Origin of the sequence: Chitinophaga sp. Ak27 (genome assembly GCF_012726295.1) — a bacterium.
In the GTDB taxonomy this organism is placed as follows: domain Bacteria; phylum Bacteroidota; class Bacteroidia; order Chitinophagales; family Chitinophagaceae; genus Chitinophaga.
Genome location: NZ_JABAOB010000013.1, coordinates 78,807 through 97,097 on the forward strand (window position 1 = coordinate 78,807; position 18,291 = coordinate 97,097).

The 18,291-nt window shown below is 46.7% G+C and carries 12 protein-coding genes; 7 read left to right on the plus strand and 5 right to left on the minus strand.

All coding sequences use genetic code 11. The features are described 5' to 3' along the window. Window positions 1-312: 312 nt before the first annotated feature. From HGH90_RS30375 to HGH90_RS30400, 6 genes are all read left to right on the plus strand, one after another. Window positions 313-3,540: a SusC/RagA family TonB-linked outer membrane protein gene (locus tag HGH90_RS30375; protein WP_168766143.1), complete on the plus strand. Its 3,228-nt coding sequence runs from the start codon at window positions 313-315 to the stop codon at window positions 3,538-3,540. Between the two features lie 14 nt (window positions 3,541-3,554). Then, entirely contained in the window at window positions 3,555-5,081 is a 1,527-nt protein-coding gene (locus HGH90_RS30380) for a RagB/SusD family nutrient uptake outer membrane protein (protein WP_168766144.1), read from the plus strand. Between the two features lie 197 nt (window positions 5,082-5,278). Beyond that, window positions 5,279-6,223 carry an SDR family NAD(P)-dependent oxidoreductase gene (locus HGH90_RS30385; protein WP_211172712.1) on the plus strand — a complete coding sequence of 315 codons (945 nt, stop codon included), beginning with the start codon at window positions 5,279-5,281 and terminating at the stop codon, window positions 6,221-6,223. Further along, window positions 6,181-7,149, plus strand: a complete 969-nt coding sequence (locus HGH90_RS30390) for a helix-turn-helix domain-containing protein (RefSeq protein WP_168766145.1) — start codon at window positions 6,181-6,183, stop codon at window positions 7,147-7,149. The genes HGH90_RS30385 and HGH90_RS30390 overlap by 43 nt, the downstream gene beginning before the upstream one ends. Before the next feature lie 78 nt (window positions 7,150-7,227). After that, the gene (locus HGH90_RS30395; protein ID WP_168766146.1) at window positions 7,228-8,265 is read left to right on the plus strand and encodes a bifunctional transcriptional activator/DNA repair enzyme AdaA; all 1,038 of its coding nucleotides are present in this window, start codon (window positions 7,228-7,230) and stop codon (window positions 8,263-8,265) included. Window positions 8,266-8,357: 92 nt separating this feature from the next. Continuing rightward, window positions 8,358-9,785, plus strand: coding sequence for an MFS transporter (locus HGH90_RS30400; RefSeq protein WP_168766147.1), 1,428 nt, complete (start codon window positions 8,358-8,360; stop codon window positions 9,783-9,785). 38 nt (window positions 9,786-9,823) lie between these two features. On the opposite strand, the gene HGH90_RS30405 is transcribed toward HGH90_RS30400, so the two are convergent. Together HGH90_RS30405 and kynU are read right to left on the minus strand one after the other, a co-directional pair. Beyond that, window positions 9,824-10,783 (minus strand): tryptophan 2,3-dioxygenase family protein, encoded by a 960-nt coding sequence (locus tag HGH90_RS30405; RefSeq protein ID WP_168766148.1) that lies wholly within the window; start codon window positions 10,781-10,783, stop codon window positions 9,824-9,826. 7 nt (window positions 10,784-10,790) lie between these two features. Then, on the minus strand, window positions 10,791-12,089 hold the full coding sequence (gene kynU, locus HGH90_RS30410) for a kynureninase (RefSeq protein WP_169192685.1): 1,299 nt from the start codon (window positions 12,087-12,089) through the stop codon (window positions 10,791-10,793). A 368-nt stretch (window positions 12,090-12,457) separates the two neighbouring features. Between kynU and HGH90_RS30415 the strand changes: the two genes are divergently transcribed. Next, the gene (locus tag HGH90_RS30415; protein ID WP_169192686.1) at window positions 12,458-15,049 is read left to right on the plus strand and encodes a bifunctional YncE family protein/alkaline phosphatase family protein; all 2,592 of its coding nucleotides are present in this window, start codon (window positions 12,458-12,460) and stop codon (window positions 15,047-15,049) included. Between the two features lie 63 nt (window positions 15,050-15,112). Here HGH90_RS30415 and HGH90_RS30420 read toward each other — a convergent pair whose 3' ends face one another. The 3 genes from HGH90_RS30420 to HGH90_RS30430 all read right to left on the minus strand — a co-directional run bounded on the left by HGH90_RS30420 (window position 15,113) and on the right by HGH90_RS30430 (window position 18,284). After that, on the minus strand, window positions 15,113-15,526 hold the full coding sequence (locus HGH90_RS30420) for an LIC_13387 family protein (RefSeq protein WP_168766150.1): 414 nt from the start codon (window positions 15,524-15,526) through the stop codon (window positions 15,113-15,115). Window positions 15,527-15,599: 73 nt separating this feature from the next. Then, window positions 15,600-16,169 carry a Crp/Fnr family transcriptional regulator gene (locus tag HGH90_RS30425; protein WP_168766151.1) on the minus strand — a complete coding sequence of 190 codons (570 nt, stop codon included), beginning with the start codon at window positions 16,167-16,169 and terminating at the stop codon, window positions 15,600-15,602. Window positions 16,170-16,304: 135 nt separating this feature from the next. After that, window positions 16,305-18,284, minus strand: a complete 1,980-nt coding sequence (locus HGH90_RS30430) for a SusD/RagB family nutrient-binding outer membrane lipoprotein (protein ID WP_168766152.1) — start codon at window positions 18,282-18,284, stop codon at window positions 16,305-16,307. Window positions 18,285-18,291: the final 7 nt, after the last annotated feature.

Sequence of the window (18,291 nt, forward strand, 5' to 3'; positions counted from 1 at the left end):
GCATAGCTGCTGTAAGCGCGCAAAGCCTTACAGGCAGGGCATTCTATACTTCCAGGTCAATACGGAGGTTTGTGCTCACCGCCATAAAGAAATAATTTCTTTATGGTGATGGACTTTCTATGACCATTAATGTATGGATTCCTTACTAAAACTATATGCGCCAAACACGGCAAATAGTTAAGGGACTTTCTATGCCCGGTAAATAAGACCACTATCAACATGACATGCAAAGGGCTACGGTCTTAATGGCTAACTGTTGCCTGCATATAGCAACAATTATCTTTTTATCTCTAACATCTAAATCTGAACTTCATGGGAAAAAGATCACTAATTTTTTTCTTTCTGAGTCTCCTGCCAACACTGCTTATTGCGCAGGGCAAAAAAATCAGCGGCAAAGTAACCAACACCACTGATGGAAGCGCCATACCGGGCATTTCTGTCATCATCCAAGGCACTTCTTCCGGCACCCAAACAGATGCACAGGGTAATTATACTATCCAGGTACCACCGGGGAAAGTATTAATATTCCGCGCTGTCGGATTCAACTCCAAAACCGCAACGGTAGGTAATAGCAGCGTTATCAACGTGTCGTTGAACACGCGGCCCGATGATCTGAGCGAAGTAATTGTAGTCGCCTACGGTCAGTCTAAAAAAGAAGCCCTCACCGGATCAGTAGCGGCTATCAAAACAAAAGATATCGAGAAACGTCCCGTATCAAACGCCATCAGCGTATTGGAAGGAGCGGCCGGTATCCAGGTAAACAATACCACGGGCACTCCGGGCGCCACGCCCAGCGTACGTATCCGTGGCTTTACGTCTGTGAATGGAGATAACTCGCCGCTGTATGTTATCGACGGCGTACCCTTTGCGGGCAATGTTACCGATATCAATCCTGCAGATATTGAATCCGTATCTGTCTTGAAAGACGCCGCCGCCGGTGCATTGTATGGTAACAAAGCATCCAACGGAGTCATCATCATGACCACCAAAAGAGCCGCCAAAGGTAATACCAGCGTTAACTTCATCATGAACCAGGGCGTGTATACCCGTGGTATCAAAGAATATGAAGTACTGAGCGCCAATGAATTTATGGAAACGATGTGGAAAGGATACCGTAACAACCTGTTATCCACCAATCCTACTACCTATCCCACCAAAGAAGCTGCCGGCGCCAAAGCGACCAGCAGCCTTATTTCCGACTACCTGTACCTCAACATTTACGACAAACCAGCTAACCAGCTATTTGATGCCAATGGTAAAATGGTAGCCGACGCCAGAATTTTACCCGGATATGCCGGCGACCTGAACTGGTTCCGGAACATTGAAAAAACCGGCTATCGCCAGGACTATGCCCTGAATGGCAGCGCCAACAATAAAAAGAATAGTCTCTATTATTCTGTTGGCTACCTGGATGAAAACGGGTATATCACCAATACCAGCTATAAAAGGTTTACTGGAAGGATTAATGCCGACATACAGGCGAGAGACTGGTTCAAATACGGTTTTAACCTTTCCGGCACCCACCAGATCACCAGCAACGTTTCTGCAACCTCTTCCAGTGCAGCTTCGTTCGTGAATCCATTTATGTATGCCAGGAGCATTGCCCCAATCTACCCGGTACATCTGCATGATGCCATCACCGGTGATTTCAAACTGGATCGTAACGGGCAACAACAATATGACGATGGCAGCACCTCCCGCAACCAATATGTTGGCAGGCACACCATCTGGGAAAATGAATTAAACCGCGACATGATATACCGGAATACGGTAAACGGACAAGTATTCCTCGACTTCAAATTCCTGAAAGACTTTACGTTCAGCGTAAAGGGCGACCTGAACGTTCGCAACAGCGACGAACATGTATATAACAATGCTGTTATCGGTGACGGCGCCGGCAACGAAGGCCGCGCCTCCCGTACCAACTATCGCTATAAAAACTATACCGGCCAGGAAATCCTTAACTGGAGCAAGTCCTACGGGCTTCATAGCATAGAAGCCCTGGCAGGACACGAAAATTACTACGACAATTACAATTACCTGTACGGCTATAAAACAACGGAAGCATTTGCCAATGCCACAGAGCTGGTGAACTTCACTAAGATCACCAATTTAACCGACTACCAGGTAGACTACCGGTCAGAAGGCTATTTTGCCCGTGCACGTTATAGCTATGATGAAAAATACTTCCTGGATGGTTCCTTCAGAAGAGATGGTTCTTCCAAATTCTACAAAGATAACCGCTGGGGGAATTTCTGGTCGCTGGGCGGCAGCTGGCTGATATCCAGGGAAGCATTTTTCGCGCCCCTTTCCAGGTATGCAGATTATGCCAAGCTACGCGCCTCCTATGGCCAGATCGGAAACGACCTGAGTGCCAGTACCTACGCCTACATGACACTCTATACACTCGATCAGAACAGCAATCGTATTGCATTATATAAAACACAAAACGAGGCCAGAGACCTGAGATGGGAAACCTCCTCCTCTATCTCTGCAGCGCTGGAAACCCGTTTATTTAACCGTGCCAATTTAACCGTTGAATACTTCGATAAACGTTCCCAGAACCTCTTATTTGACTTCAACCTGCCATTGTCTGCCGGCGCTACTTCCAGCAGCAATGCTGAGGCTATCATCAGCAAAAACCTGGGCACCGTTTCCAATAAGGGGATTGAACTATCGCTGGATGTAGACGTGCTGAGGAAGAGAGACTTTAAATGGAATGTAGGTGTAAATGCCACCTGGCTGACCAACAAAATCGTTACCCTGCCGGAACAGAATAGGGAAAAAGGTATCGTAAGCGGCAACTACAAATACATGGAAGGTCACAGCATCTATGATTTCTGGACTTACCAGTATGCCGGGGTAGATCAAATGACCGGCAGCGCGCTATACCTGGCCGATGACGCAAATTTCGATCCTAAAGATACCAATGGCGCTCACTACAAGTACCTGGTAAATATTAATGGTACCAACTATACTACCTATACCACCTACGCTAAGCGCGACTGGTCGGGAAGCGCGATTCCGAAAGTATTTGGCAGCTTCTCCACAGGTATTACCTACAAGGATTTTACCCTGTCCGGTATCTTCACTTATTCACTGGGCGGCAAAGTATACGACGACTCTTACCTGAGCCTGATGACCATGTCGGGCAGCGTAGGTCAAATGCACAAAGATGTGCTGAAATCATGGGATGGAGCACCGGAAGGCATGACTGCTACCTCCGCAGACCGGATTAATCCCAAAGGAGTGCCGGTAATGGATTTCTCCAAGAGCAACTTTAGCAACACCATGTCTACCCGGTTCCTGCAGGATGGCTCTTACCTGGTTATCAAAAACATAGCATTGGCTTACCAGATGCCGGGATCATTACTGCGGAAAATAGATATCAAATCAGCCCGGTTAACAGCCAGCATTGAGAACCTGGCCACCTTCACCAAACTGCAGGGTATGAACCCCCAGCAATCTTTCAATGGCAGAAGCCTCAACGCTTTTGTAACACCACGTGTGTTATCCTTTGGTATCAACATTGGCTTATAATTAAATTGAAAAGAATGAATAAAATATATCAGGCAGGCTTGCTGGCATTGGCATTATGCGCCGGCTCCTGCAAAAAAGACTATCTCAACACAACACCCACCAGTTCTACAAATCCGGCCGTTACCTTTGAGTCTACCACCAATGCAAAATTGGCGGTAAATGGATTAGCTAAGATGATGACCATACAGTACCTGTCTTCCCAGGGATTTAACGGGGAAGGCACTATTAAAATGTACTATGGTAACTATCCCGGGAATCACTTCTTTGTAAACCTTTCAGGATGGGCCACCCTTATCAATGGAACGCTGAATGAGAATGTGAGCAGTATTTATGACTATTATCCCTGGTATTATTACTACAAGATCATAGCTAATGCCAATGCCATCATTACCTTCATTGACGCCGCGTCCGGAACAGATACAGACAAAAGCTTCATCAAGGCACAGGCATTAACTTACCGGGCCTACTGCTATATGATGCTGGCGCAACTATACGGCAACAGGTGGGCCGACTCCGACAATGGCAACGCTCCGGGACTGGTGCTCAGAGCTGATATGTCTGATGGCGATCTTAAAAGATCTACTTTATCAGAAAGCTACGCGTTTATTTACAAAGACCTGGACAACGCCATCGCGCTGTATACTTCTTCCGGCAAATCCCGGGCACAGAACTTTGAAGTAAACGTCAATGTAGCTTACGCGATATACGCCCGTGCAGCCCTCAACCGTCAGGACTACGCCACCGCTGAAAGCTATGCCGTTAAAGCCAGAACAGGGTATCCGCTGATGTCGGCGGCAGACTATAAAGCAGGGTTCTCCAATCCCAACAAGGAATGGATATGGAGCAGTTATGGCGCCTCCGATGAAACACTGTATTTTTACTCCTACCAGGCCTACATTGCTTACAACGCCAGCTCATCAGCCGTAAGATCTACGCCTAAATGCATCAGCCGGGAGTTGTACAATAAAATTCCGGATACCGATATTCGCAAAGACTTGTTCCTGGATCCAAAAACAGATTCTTACACTACCGCTACGGGTGCGGCTGGTGCAGCATTGAAGGCCAGAGCCTTTAAGCTGTACCCGGATATCTATCCCACATCGAACGTGTTCGCCTACATGCAGTTCAAAATCAAAGCCAATGATCAGCCGGGGGTGGGCAATTTAAACCACTTCCGTTCCTCCGAAATGTACCTGATCGAAGCAGAGGCTAAATACTTCCAAAACAAGCCTGCCGCTGAAATTCAGCAGGTGCTTACCGATCTTACCCAGGGTTCCGGCCGGGATGCCAACTATACCTGTACAAAAACGGGCGCCGATCTGCTGGCCGAAATTAAAACCTACCGCGCCATTGAGCTGTGGGGAGAAGGATTCGACTGGTTTGATATGAAGCGTTGGGGTGATACTATTGTACGGCATAACTATGCCGCCGGCGGTAATTTCCTTACTGCGCTGGCAGTTACCATCACACCTCAAAGCAATAATAAATGGACCTGGAAGGTACCACTGAAAGAAACAGATTACAATGGTGCGTTAGAATAGGTCGACTTTCTATCTGTAGTTGCGATTAGCAGCCAGGCTCGAGCCTGGCTGCTTTTTTTTAGATTGGAGAAGAGATTAATACCCTCCAGGAAATGTATGCACCTCAACACTCCTGATCCGCATAATGATTGATTTGATTCGCATAACTTTCGAAAAATCAGCTGGCTTAATTTTGTGCGATCAAATCTTCTTTTATTATGACCAGCATCCAACAACCCATTTACTCCCGCTTTAATGCGAACAGCACTGCCGCTGAAATAGCTACCGGACATGACCTCAAAGGAAAAACCGTTTTGGTTACCGGGGGGAATTCCGGGATCGGTTATGAAACCGTAAAGGCCCTGGCTAATACCGGTGCCCAGGTAGTTGCTACCGGGCGGGATGGCGACAAAGCCGGTGACCGGCTTTCGGCGCTTCCAAATGTATCCTTTATGAGGTTAGACCTGGCTGACCCGCTGTCGGTTGATACATTTGCAGAACAGTTTCTCGCCGTTCACCCTCATCTGCACTTGCTTATCAACAATGCGGGGATTTTTCGTCCGCCGCAGCTGCTGAAAGATCAACGGGGCTATGAGCTGCAGTTTGGTGTTAACCATCTTGGCCATTTTCAGCTCACCGGCCGGTTATGGCCGGCGCTAAAAAATGCCGGCGGCGCGAGGGTGGTAATACTCTCTTCTGTCGGGCACCGGCGTAGTGAACTCGAACTCGACGACCTTCAATTTGAGCATCATTCCTACGACAGTGCCAAAGCATATGGTCTGTCGAAAACCGCCAATGTACTCTTTACTACGGAATTGGACAGGGTGGGTGCACCGCACAGCATCAGGGCATTTGCCGTACACCCAGGTGCGGTACAGACGGATATCTTCCGCTATATGACGGATGATGAGCGGCAGGCCTGGGATCAGCAAATAGCTCACTTCAAAAGTCAGGAACAAGGGGCTGCTACCACGGTTTGGTGTGCGCTGAGCGATCAACTGGACGGTATAGGCGGCGTTTACTGCGAAAACTGCAACATTGCCCCTGTTGTCCCCAACGATGCTCCTCCGGGACGCGGCGTTCGTGGCTTTGCGCTTGATCCTGGCAAAGCGAGGGAATTATGGCTGTTCAGCGAAGCGGCAACCGGTATATCATGGCCCTGATGCCCTTTTTATTTTCATACCTTAGCACAATGAATTCCCGCGAGCATATAACGCAGTTTTTCACAAGGCATGGCGTTCTCCACAGCCCCACTGAAATATTCCAGGTGCAGCTGGTAGAAGGCGATCACCCGCCCCGCCCTTCGTCAGTAATGCGGAGGGACTATTATAAAATAGCGCTCCTGCTGGAAGGCGAAGCCATTATTACCTATGCAGACAGGAACATCCAGGTAAAAAGCGGTACACTGATTTTTAGCAACCCGTTGATACCATATGCCTGGCAACGTATTACCGAAAAGCAGCGTTACTATTACTGCCTGTTTACCGAAGCATTCCTGCATAACCGGTTAAAACGGGAAATTCCCGCGGCCGCTTCCTTCTTTAAGGTACAGGGCGATCATATCCTGTTTCCCGACGCCCCTGCCAGGGAAAGGATCGTTCATATCTTTGACCTGATGCTGCAGGAGGCAGCAGGTAACTATGCGCATAAACACGATGTATGGCGCAGCCACCTGCAGCTGCTGATACATGAAGCACATAAGATCATGCCTCCTGATTCGGAATATACGAGGACGACTTCTGCGGCACGGATCACGGAGCTATTCCTGGAGCTGCTGGCACGTCAATTCCCATTAAGCGACGCCCATCAAGAAGTACGGCTCAAAACAGCCGGTGAGTTTGCAGCACAGCTCTCTCTCCATGTTAATTACCTGAACAAGTCTGTAAAGGCAATTACCGGCCACACCACCACCGAACTGATTGCACGCCATATGGCCAAAGAAGCCAGGGCAATGCTGCAAAACACCCGCTGGGATGTGGCACAGATCGGGTATTGCCTGGGATTTGGTCATGCCTCCAACTTTAATGCTTTTTTCCGCAGAATGACAGGGGAAACGCCTCATCATTTCCGGGAGAAATCTGCTCAATAGCATCCCTCAAAAAAATAGTTGTCAATTTTCCGGTTGTCCGGCCCCGCCCTGGTGCTTTACTTTTGTAGAAAAAAGATTATGCTTACACATCAAACGATGTATAATGCTATCATCGCCAAGGACGCTTCTTTTGAGGGTACGTTTATCACCGGCGTAAAAACTACCGGTATCTTTTGCAGGCCCACCTGTACTGCCAGGAAGCCCAAAGCAGAAAATGTAGAGTTTTTCAAGACCGCAAATGAAGCTATCAGCAAGGGATACAGGCCTTGCAAGGTATGCCGGCCACTGGAGTTGATTGGCGAAACACCCGACGATATAAAACAACTATTGCAGGCGCTGGAAAAGGATCCATCTACGAAACTGAAAGATGAAGACCTGGTGGCAAGAGGATTGGAACCGCATACTATCCGGCGCTGGTTCCTGAAAAATCATGGCCTTACCTTTCATGCTTTTCAACGGATGAGCCGTATCAACGCAGCTTTCAAAAAGCTGCAGGAAGGGGACACCATTACCGCTGTAGCATTTGAAGCCGGTTATGAATCATTGAGCGGATTCAATGATTCTTTCAAATCCATTTTTGGCATGTCGCCATCTCATCGGAGGGATAAGCGGCTGATTAATCTCCACCGCCTGGAAACGCCGCTGGGCACCATGATTGCCTGTGCAACAGAAGAAGGCGTTTGCCTGCTGGAATTCAGCGACCGAAAAATGCTGGAAACAGAACTGAAAGACCTGGCCAGGAGATTAAATGCCGATATCATACAAGCCAGCCATCGCTACTTCGATTCATTAAAAACGGAGCTGCAGGAGTATTTCCAGGGAAACAGGCAACAATTTTCCCTACCGCTTTTCACACCTGGAACGGCATTCCAGCAACTGGTATGGCAGGCCCTTCAAACCATTCCTTATGGAACGACAGCCTCTTATAAACAACAATCGCTGTTTATCGACAAGCCGGAAGCCATTCGCGCCGTAGCCAATGCCAACGGTATGAACCGCATCTCTATCCTTGTTCCCTGCCATCGTGTTATTGGCGAAAACGGCCAGCTTACAGGCTATGGGGGAGGCTTACACAGAAAGCAGTGGCTGCTGGACCTGGAAAAAGCAAATAGGTAGCCTTTATCATCTCTCCCTTATTTATTCAACTATTATTCCCCGTAACACTTTTATCCCACAGCGGATAAAGCCGAATACGCCTGCTTAAGATTATGAGAAATAACCCGACATCTAACAAATGGATTGCGCTGGCCATTGTGCTGACAGCGCCTTTACTGTACGTTATTGACATCTTTATTATCAATATGGCCATACCTGGCATCCAGCAAGGGGTGCATGCCACCAACGGAGAAATGCAGCTGGTAATAGCCGGCTACCTGCTGGGAAGCGCCTCTCTGCTAATTATCGGGGGACGAGCTGGCGATTACCTGGGAAAAAAGAAGGTGTTCTTATGGGGGATGATGCTATTTACACTCAGCTCCTGTTGCTGTGGATTATCACAAACCGCCATGCAGCTGAATATTATGCGCTTTTTTCAAGGTATAAGTTCCGCCCTGATGGTACCACAATCTATTGCCTATATACAAGTATTATTTACAGATCCCAAAGAAAGAGCTAAAGCAATTGGCTGGTATGGAGCTACGCTCAGTATCGCTGCTATTATTGGTCAGGTCCTGGGTGGGTGGCTGGTGGATACTCACCTGATCGTAGCGGGTTGGCGGCTCATCTTTTTTATTAATCTGCCAGTAGGGATTGCTGCTACCTGGGCCATTGCGCGGTTCCTCCCCGAAACTGACAGGGTAACCACGGGCAGTTTTGATTATGCTGGAGCCGGAATACTAACAACGGGCCTTATTTGTTTAATTTATCCGTTGACTAAAGGCCGCGAGCTTGGTTGGCCAGCATGGAGCATATGGTTGATCCTGTTATCATTATTCATATTCACTTATCTGAGTATAGATCAAAAAAAGAAGAAAAAGCAGCTCAAGATGCCGTTGCTCGACGTTTCTCTTTTCACCTTGAAGGAATTTAATCTCGGTTTATTGGCAGTGTTGTTCCATTTCATGATGCACACCGCTTATCTGTTGATGATAGCCGTTTATTTACAGGATGGCCTTCACCTCAGCGCACTGGCATGCGGAACATACTTCCTTCTTCATGCTGTTTTATTTATGATTACTTCAATGTTGGCAGGGAGATTGATTCCCCGGTATGGCAAGCGTGTTTTGCTGGCAGGAATCGTGATTATATTTTTCTCTTTTTTATTACAGGTAAAGATCTATCAGCCTCAAATGCAGCGTTGGTGGCCTATTGCACTTATCGGGTTATATGGACTTGGCAATGGCATGGTATTACCATCTCTCCTGACAATTGTACTAAGAAGCATCCCGGCAAAATTTGCAGGCACCGCCTCCGGCGTATTCTCCACATTCCAGCAAACTGCTTCTGCACTTGGCATCTGTATTATTGGGGGCGTATTTTATCATGTGATTGATACTCATCCCCATCCTGATTACCTCACTGCTTTTAAAAGCGGGATGGCCGCAGATATAGCCTGTTTGATCATGGTAGCGATTGTACTCTTCCTGTTGCCGGTACCAGTAAGCAGCGACAGACCCGAGCTGATAGCAATGGAGTAATATCGGGCTGGAGCAGCTACACTCCAACCCGAAACAGGCTATACCCTGTATGCCTTCAACACATTCATCACCCAGGATTTACCCCATTGATCTACCTGCTCTTCTGTCCACAGATAAGGGAAAAATATCCTTTTCTGGAATCTGGGAGGAAGATATTTCTGCCAATTGGTGCCACCGGTAGCGGCAATATCTACCGGATCGCGCTCCAGGTAACGAACGGCGGATTTATAGTGCGACAGCGGCCATTCGACATTGACAAATAAATCCAGTTTCCGGAGCTCTTCTTCTACGGCTTCCATATTTTCACCTCGTTGGCGCAGCGACTGGTATAACGCAGAGAAGTTGGTATGCACATTGTCTTCCGCCAATTGCAGGAACTGTGCCGCATATTTGGCAATAAACTGTTGTAGCGTGAGGGTTTGCTTGCCGGTAGATAGTTCAGAAGCGCCGGACTTCCAGTAAATATGTTCAAACTTCTCCTTGATGGTGGCGTATTTCAGCTCTTCCCGTTTGGCCAGGCTTACCAACTGTGTGAAATCCGTAGCATAAATTTCTATCATACGGTATTGCCCGGACTGGAAGCCGCTGGCGGGGAGCAGGGACATCCTGAACTTCAGGAACTGTTCTTTGTCCATACCATCTACCATGATATCAAAAGAGGATACCAGGGCAGTGAAGTAAGCGTTGATCCGCTTCAGCTTTGTTGCGAAAACATCGGCTGTCAGTGAAGCATTGCCGGCTATTTGTTTGCACTCATGTAAGGTGAGTTTAAAATACAGCTCTGTGATCTGGTGATACATGATAAAGATTTCCTCATCAGGGTAGGATGTCTTTGGATGTTGCAGACTCAACAAAGTATCGAGGTGAATATAATCCCAATAGGTAAGGTAATCGGCGTAGAGCAGCCCGTCGAGATAAGCGTTGAGATCCTGCCCCATGGCGGCATACTTCTCCTGTAATCTCAGCAATCTATCTTTAATTTCCGGTGTTATTTCCATCGTGTGCTTAGTTTCGGTGGGTGATGATTGTTTTGCTGATAGCCATTAAGCGCTCTCCTGCCAGGAATACGTCTTCGAAGCTATTGTACAGTGGTACGGGACTGAGCCTGATTACATTGGGCTCGCGCCAGTCGCCCAAAACATGATGAGCCATTAAAGCATTAAATATCTCTTTGGCGTTGTGCTTGGCTACGATAGATACCTGGGCCCCTCTGTCTTCAGTGGTGGCGGGCGTTATGATCTTATACTGTTCAAATCCCAGCTGCTTATTTACTTCGTCGATGATATAGCACAGGTAGGCGGTAAGTTGTTCACTCTTTTTTCTCAGCGGCTCAATGAAACCAGCTTTCTCAAAAATTTGCAGGGAGGCATGATACAGGGCCATTGGAATCACCTGGGTACAACTCACCTGCCAGCCATCGGCGCCAGCTTCCGGGATAAATCCTTTCTCCATCTTAAACCGTTGCTGCTCGTTATAGCCCCACCATCCGGCAAAGCGATGCAGGGACATATCGGAGAAATGCTTTTCGTGTACAAATATCCCGCTGATACCGCCGGGACCTGCATTCTGATATTTGTAAGAACACCAACAGGCAAAGTCAATATCCCAATCGTGCAGTTTCAAAGGCACATTGCCCGCAGCATGCGCCAGGTCAAAGCCTACTACTGCGCCTACAGCGTGTCCCGCCCGGGTAATGGCGGGCATATCGAACCATTGGCCGGTAAAATAATTGATACCGCCAAAGAGTACCAGTGCGATCTGTTCGCCGTTACCGGCGATAGCAGCCAGGATGTCCGCGGTATTCAACGTGTTTTCCCCAGCCCTAGGCGCCACTTCTATAATCGCTTCCTTCGGATCGTAACCATGAAATCTTACCTGGCTTTCTATGGCATATTGATCAGAGGGGAAAGCGCCGGCTTCCATGATGATTTTAAATCGTCCGGCTGTAGGCCGGTAAAAACTTACCATCAGCAGGTGCAGGTTAACCGTTAACGTATTCATAGGGCATACCTCTGCGGCGCTGGCGCCTACAATATGGCCCATCAAACGTTTCAGCTCTTTATGATAATACATCCAGGGAGTATCTCCTTCAAACCATCCTTCTACGGCCATGTTTTCCCAGTTGCTGAGCTGTTGATCTACATAGCTTCGCGCCGTTTTAGGCTGTAATCCCAGCGAATTTCCGCATAAATAAATGAAGGGAGTGCCATTTTGCTGCGGAAACAGGAATTCACTTCTGAACGTATGTAACGGGTCTTGCTGATCCAGGCTTTGTGCAAAAGCCCGCTGATTTTCAAAAAGCATCACGTAAAAAATATTTTAAATGGTCAGTGATTACCTCCATGTTGGTGTATCATGGCTGCGGTATATTGAAAAATAAAATGAGTGGTAAGTAGCAGAAAGGAGTATCTGCTAATGGGAGGAGCTCCAACTAGGACGGCCTGTTAATAATATTTTTGAAAATATTTCCCATTGGTCTGAACGGTAAACAAAGCAAGGATAATTTGGGGAAATTGCCAAAAAAATGTCGGCACCGGGTAACAGTCGACGCTATAAAACAGGCAACATTAATTAACGATATGTTTATCTAAAGATTAAACCGCCCAGCGTACTTTTAGTATATATTAATCTGTGTTTAGTATATCTTACACTGCGTTTATAACTATCGAAATATGAATACAGGACCACATTTTTTGCTAAAAACGGCTGCTGTTTACCTTTTATTGGCTGCGCAAAGTTTACAGGCGCAGGTATCAGATCCTCCGGAGAAACATAGGGATATCAGGAAGCCGGTAGATACTTCCTGGCATCAGTCTTTGGCAGGCGACAGACTACTACCCAACGGGCAAATACTAACGCCGGCGGGGCAAGGACTCAATTTAGCAGAGGGTACCCGGGTATTAAACCTGGAGTGTGCTCACCACAAAAATGTGCTCATTGCAAAAACCAACAGGCGCCTGGCTTTTATTGATGCCAGGGAATATAGCATACTTAAATATTACGACTATCCCAATAAGGAATCGGGCTCTATGAACGGCCTGGCAGTGGGTGAAAACGACTCTACTATTTATTTTACCGGCCTGCAAAAGAATCTATATGTAGGAAATGTGAGCCCTTCGGGAACATTTACCCTGACAAACACCATCGATCTATCCGTTAATAATAAAAATACCAACCCTTTAGGCGTTGGGTTATGTCCCAATAACATTGCGTTTGTGGCGCTGGCCATCACTAACGAGGTTGCCGTAGTGGATCTTTCCAAAGGCAAATTATTGAGCAGGATCCCTGTGGGTGTTTGTCCTTATGCTATTGTTATCAGTAAAGATAAAAAGTTGGCCTTCGTCAGTAATTTCGGAGGACCACATGCAAAAAAAGGCGACAAGACAGAAAAATCGGCCGGAACAGATGTGGCAGTAGACGATCGGTCTGTAGCGCTGCGCGGCGCTGTTACCGTTATTGATATTGAATCAAGGAAAAAGATTACCGATATCGCCACCCGCATTCATCCTGAGTCGATGGTATTATCACCTGATGGCAAGTCCCTGTATGTAACAGATGATAGCGGCGATGGCATTAGCGTGATAGATGTAAAGACCTTAAAAATCGTACATACTATTAGCACCAAGCCTGATCCTTCTCTTCCCTATGGTAGCCTGACAACGGCGCTGGCATTCAGTGCCGACGGGAAAACGTTACTGGCATCCAACGCTGGCAACAACTCCATCGCGCTCATTGATCCGCATCACATGCAGCAAGCTCCTTATGGGTTTATTGCTGCCGGCGGCTTTCCTGGTACTATCTGCACTGCGGGGAATAATTTATTTATTGGCAATGTGACTGCGCTGAAGGGACAAGTACAGAAAGTTGAACTTCCCGGTGATAAAGCCGAAGTAGAAGCTTTTACTGCGGAGGCAAAGAAAGGATTTCACTTTATAGATTTACTGAGGGCACAGGCTGCAGCCAATTCAAATGCAAGGCCTAAACCCATTCCCGACAATCCGGGTGAACCATCTTCTATCAGGCACGTCGTATATATCATTAAAGAAAATAAAAAATTTGACCAGGTGCTGGGCGACATTGGCAAGGGTAACTGCGATCCTAAGCTCGTTGAATTTGGCAACGAAACAACTCCTAATACCCACGCACTGGCGAAGCAATTTGCCTTGCTGGATAACTATTATTGCAATGGTGTTAACTCCAGCGATGGCCACCAGTGGGCCATACAGGGAATAACCACCCCTTACCATGAAAAAGATTTCTCCAATGGGCACTGCGCTTATGATTTTGGAACAGATCCCCTGTCCTATGCTGGCTGCGGGTTTATCTGGAATCATCTGCTGCGCAAAGGCATTTCATTCAGGAACTTTGGCGAAACAGACCTCGCTGAAATAACCAAGGGGAAAACCTGGACCGATGTATATAGTGCCTGGAAAAATAAAAACGATTCGGCTCAGTACAAATGTTCCTATGCCATGAAAAGCCTGGAAAAGTACAGCGACCTGCGTTATCCCGGATGGAACATGAATATTACAGACCAGGTCAGGGCCGATGCATTTATCAATGCGCTGAAGGAATACGAAACCGCAGGCAGTCTCCCTGAATTCCTGATCATCTATCTACCTAACGACCATACCAGCGGGTATAGCGAGGAAACACCTACTCCCCGCGCTTACGTAACAGATAACGACTGGGCCACCGGCCGGGTGGTGGAAGCGCTTTCCAAAAGTTCTTTCTGGAAGGATATGGCCATCTTCATCAACGAAGATGATCCTCAAAGTGGTACAGACCATGTGGATGGGCACCGTTCATTCTGTTTGATTGCGAGCCCTTTTGTAAAGCGTGATGCTATCATCAGTAATTTTTACAATCAATCGTCTGTATTGCACACTATTTGCCAGATATTTGGCGTACAGCCCATGAACCAGTTGGTAGCAGCCGCTCCATTAATGACCGCCTGTTTCCAGGACGTACCCGACTATACCACGTACAACAGCCTGACACCAACCATTGCGATCAATGAGATGAATCCCGGCAAGGACAAGATTAAAAGCAAAACTACCGCCAGGTTGGCGCCTATGACGCAGAAAATGGATTTCTCCAAACCAGATCTAATTGACAGAGACGCCCTGCTGTTTAGTGAATACGTATGGTCAACTATACACGGCGACAAACCGTTTCCGAAACAATACTTCGGTGCGCATCAAAAAGGTTTAAAAGCCCTCGGCCTGAAAGTAGATGCTAAGCAGGATGACGATGACGATTGATGCTGAGATAAATATATCCCGTCCTGAAATGGTTTTACTATTGCAGGGCGGGATCATTACCTGCTATATAAACATCAGTATATAAGCAACTATAAAAGCCCCCCATGCCACACTAAGCATTACCAATACAATCCTGAGCCAGTACTTCCATGCCACCCACACATAAAACCCTACCGTAAGTATTGTTAATAAAAGTAAAAATTGACTGGATCTCAAAAAAGTAAAGCAGTTCAGCGCCAGGTAAAAGTTCATGATTCCGATAAAAGCTGTACCGCTACTATGTGTGGCATTGAATCCTATCCATGACTTCCACATCATCAGTTTTTCTGAAATTAGTAGCGAAGCATCTCTCATTTCTTCTATGAGTTTTTCATTGCGGGGAAACAATTTATTGGTCCACAGCGTAGCACGAAGGTGAGAAAGGCCCATCAGTCCGATAATGGCCGAACCTGTCTCCCAAAGATATTGAGCTATCATAGATTATCTTATTTTCTGTCAGTATGTTCCTGCAAAATTAACGGACAACCTACTCCCGAAAAATGAACCTGGGTTAAGAAATGCGTTTGCGGATCCGGCTCAGTGCCTGAGGGGTAACACCGATATAGGAAGCCAGGTATTTCAGGGGCACCTGCTGCAATAAGTGAGGGGCTTTATGAAAGAGGTCGAGGTAACGTTCTTCGGCAGACTTTAAGAGAAAGGAAAGCTCCCTGTCTGATTTCAGTAAAAGCAGCTGTTCAGTAGCCAGCCGCCCTATTCTTTCCACGATCTTTAACCGGCTGTACATCTCCTGCAAATCGTCGTAATGAATGCGCCAGAGGGTTGTTTCAGCCAGTATTTCACCATAGTAGAGAGACGGTTTACGGGTATAAAAAGAGCTGAAGACCGTCATAAACCAGCCTTCAAATGAAAAACCGATAGTAGTATCATTGCCTTCTTTGTCTTCTATATAAAAGCGTAACAATCCCCGGTCAACAAATGTCAGGTAGTTTTCTGTTTCTCCGGCTTTCAGGTAGAAGGTTTTCGCGGGGTAAATTTTCTGCTCAAAACGGGAAGAAAATAGCATCCAGTCTTCGTCAGAGATACCTACCTGTTTTTTCAGGAATTGATGCATGAGTTGCATAATACGCCATATTATACAGTGAAGGTAAGCGCTAAAATTTGGACGAACTAATTCCGGAGGTATGCTAAAACAATAAAGCCGCCCAAAGGCGGCCTTATTGTTGTCTTCACTTTTCTACTAAACTATTGCCATGCTCTATTCTAATACATTCTTCCATTTGGTAGTACGGCCGGTAAACCATACTGGAAGATCTGGATTATTAGAAGGACTAATAATTGACCAACCTTCCGGATCCGCAGCCTGAACGCTACTTGGATAAGTCATTCTTTCTTTCCATTTGTATACGTCATACATAGCAACCGGATTGGTACCCAGGTATTTAATTAACCTGCGGGCAGCGGTATAGGGCACTTCAAAGTTCAGCATATTGTAATGCAGCTGAAGCTGGTTGAAAATTGCCTGAACCTTCTGCGTGCTTGACATGGCATCAAATTTCTGCGCTGCATTCTCTGCATAAACGCTTGCATTATATTCCATGGCGGGCTTTGCATTGATTCTTGCATCATCCATGGTTGTTGGCATGGCGGGTAAAGTTGTCTTGGAATATTGATTTGAGTTATTCAGATCATACCAATATTTGCAGGACAAGATAATCGCATTCTTGTAGTGATCGCGGGCAGCACCATTCAGCTGACCAAAACCTCTTACTGCCGCTTCAGCGAGTGAAAGCTCGGTTTCAACCGCATGGATGGTTGGATATTTTAGTGCAAAGTTGAATTCCGGGCGAATATTGTACTCGGACACCAGGTTGCTTGCTGTACCTACGTTTCCATCATTGTCATCGCCATTGGCAACGGCGCTGCGAAGTGCACTTAACAGGAATGCCTCCCGTTTACTCAGATCTGCCTTTGATGCTGCATCCAATTGGATGGACTTATTTACGCCGTAGTTGAATGTTGTTTTGGAAATATCGGTCAAAATAGGATCGTTGATATAAAAGCCACGCAAAACTTTATTTAAATAACTATTTGGATCCGTATTACCATCCCATTTTGTATCAGCTCCCAGGTATCTGCCACTCCAGTCCGGAGCGAAGATATAAGCAACACGTGGGTCAACAGTACCATTCACTAACCCAGTTGCGGAATTATCACCGCTAAAATAGGATAACGTTTGTCCGTTTATCACTTTACTACCTACGGTTGGCTGACAATACATCACGTCCTGTAGGAATTTCTTCCCGGCACGGAAATCAAGCCCCCTTTCTCTGAACGAACGTGTAATACCTAATTCATTACAAATACGGTTCAGTGCAATAACAGCGATGTCCGCCACACCGGCCACGTCGTTATAGTCGCTCATTAAAGGCTTGCCCTGCAACTCGGTCAGCACCTGCCGGGTAAGCGTAGGGGTAACCTCGCTTACGTTCATTGCACAACGCAATCTTAATGAATTAACATACTTACGCCATTTCAGAATATTTCCTCCAAAAAGGATATCCTGTTGGTTGAATGCCGCCTGCTGGGTAGGTGTCAGTGTCATCGTTGCCAATGCGTCGTCGGCAGCTTTGAAATCGCTGATTATTTTCGGATAGATATCAGCTTGGCCCAGGTATTTCGCTTTAACACCATCAAGTCCGCCCGCTGATCCTGTTTCTATATATGGAACCTTATCGTACATGTCGGTTGCTCTCTGGTAAGCATAACCTTTTAAAACATGCATTAAGGTGATGTACAGGCTATCTAAATTGGTCCGTTTAGCCTGGGGTGTGTTATTGTATTCACGTTGCGCCCAGAGTATAGGCGTAATCCATTGCGTATTAACAAAGTTAAAAATAGACTCGTTAAAACCGCCGGTGCCCCAGTCATGCTCCACATCATGGAGCGTGTAAGCGCCCCCTTCAGTAGTGGTGTTATAAATCTGGATGGCACTTGCAGTAACCCTCCCTCCACTTCTTACCTGGTGGTAAACAGAACCATAATCACCACTCAGGAAGAATCCCTGGGTTAGCTGAGAGGTGAAAAATCCGGATATAACGCTTACCCCTGACTTATCAGCCATGTCTTTCGAATATCCATCAGGATTCTGGTATAAGTCCTCCAGCTTCTTCTTACATGCTACAGAAGACAGTAACAACGTAAGTACGAAAAATGATTTTAATTTGTTGTATTTCATCTTAGTT

Coding starts and splice junctions, on each gene's coding strand:
- HGH90_RS30375 (WP_168766143.1), top strand. CDS start 313: ATGGGAAAAAGATCACTAATTTTTTTCTTTCTGAGTCTCCTGCCAACA.
- HGH90_RS30380 (WP_168766144.1), top strand. CDS start 3,555: ATGAATAAAATATATCAGGCAGGCTTGCTGGCATTGGCATTATGCGCC.
- HGH90_RS30385 (WP_211172712.1), top strand. CDS start 5,279: ATGACCAGCATCCAACAACCCATTTACTCCCGCTTTAATGCGAACAGC.
- HGH90_RS30390 (WP_168766145.1), top strand. CDS start 6,181: ATGGCTGTTCAGCGAAGCGGCAACCGGTATATCATGGCCCTGATGCCC.
- HGH90_RS30395 (WP_168766146.1), top strand. CDS start 7,228: ATGCTTACACATCAAACGATGTATAATGCTATCATCGCCAAGGACGCT.
- HGH90_RS30400 (WP_168766147.1), top strand. CDS start 8,358: ATGAGAAATAACCCGACATCTAACAAATGGATTGCGCTGGCCATTGTG.
- HGH90_RS30405 (WP_168766148.1), bottom strand. CDS start 10,783: ATGGAAATAACACCGGAAATTAAAGATAGATTGCTGAGATTACAGGAG.
- kynU (WP_169192685.1), bottom strand. CDS start 12,089: ATGCTTTTTGAAAATCAGCGGGCTTTTGCACAAAGCCTGGATCAGCAA.
- HGH90_RS30415 (WP_169192686.1), top strand. CDS start 12,458: ATGAATACAGGACCACATTTTTTGCTAAAAACGGCTGCTGTTTACCTT.
- HGH90_RS30420 (WP_168766150.1), bottom strand. CDS start 15,526: ATGATAGCTCAATATCTTTGGGAGACAGGTTCGGCCATTATCGGACTG.
- HGH90_RS30425 (WP_168766151.1), bottom strand. CDS start 16,169: ATGCAACTCATGCATCAATTCCTGAAAAAACAGGTAGGTATCTCTGAC.
- HGH90_RS30430 (WP_168766152.1), bottom strand. CDS start 18,284: ATGAAATACAACAAATTAAAATCATTTTTCGTACTTACGTTGTTACTG.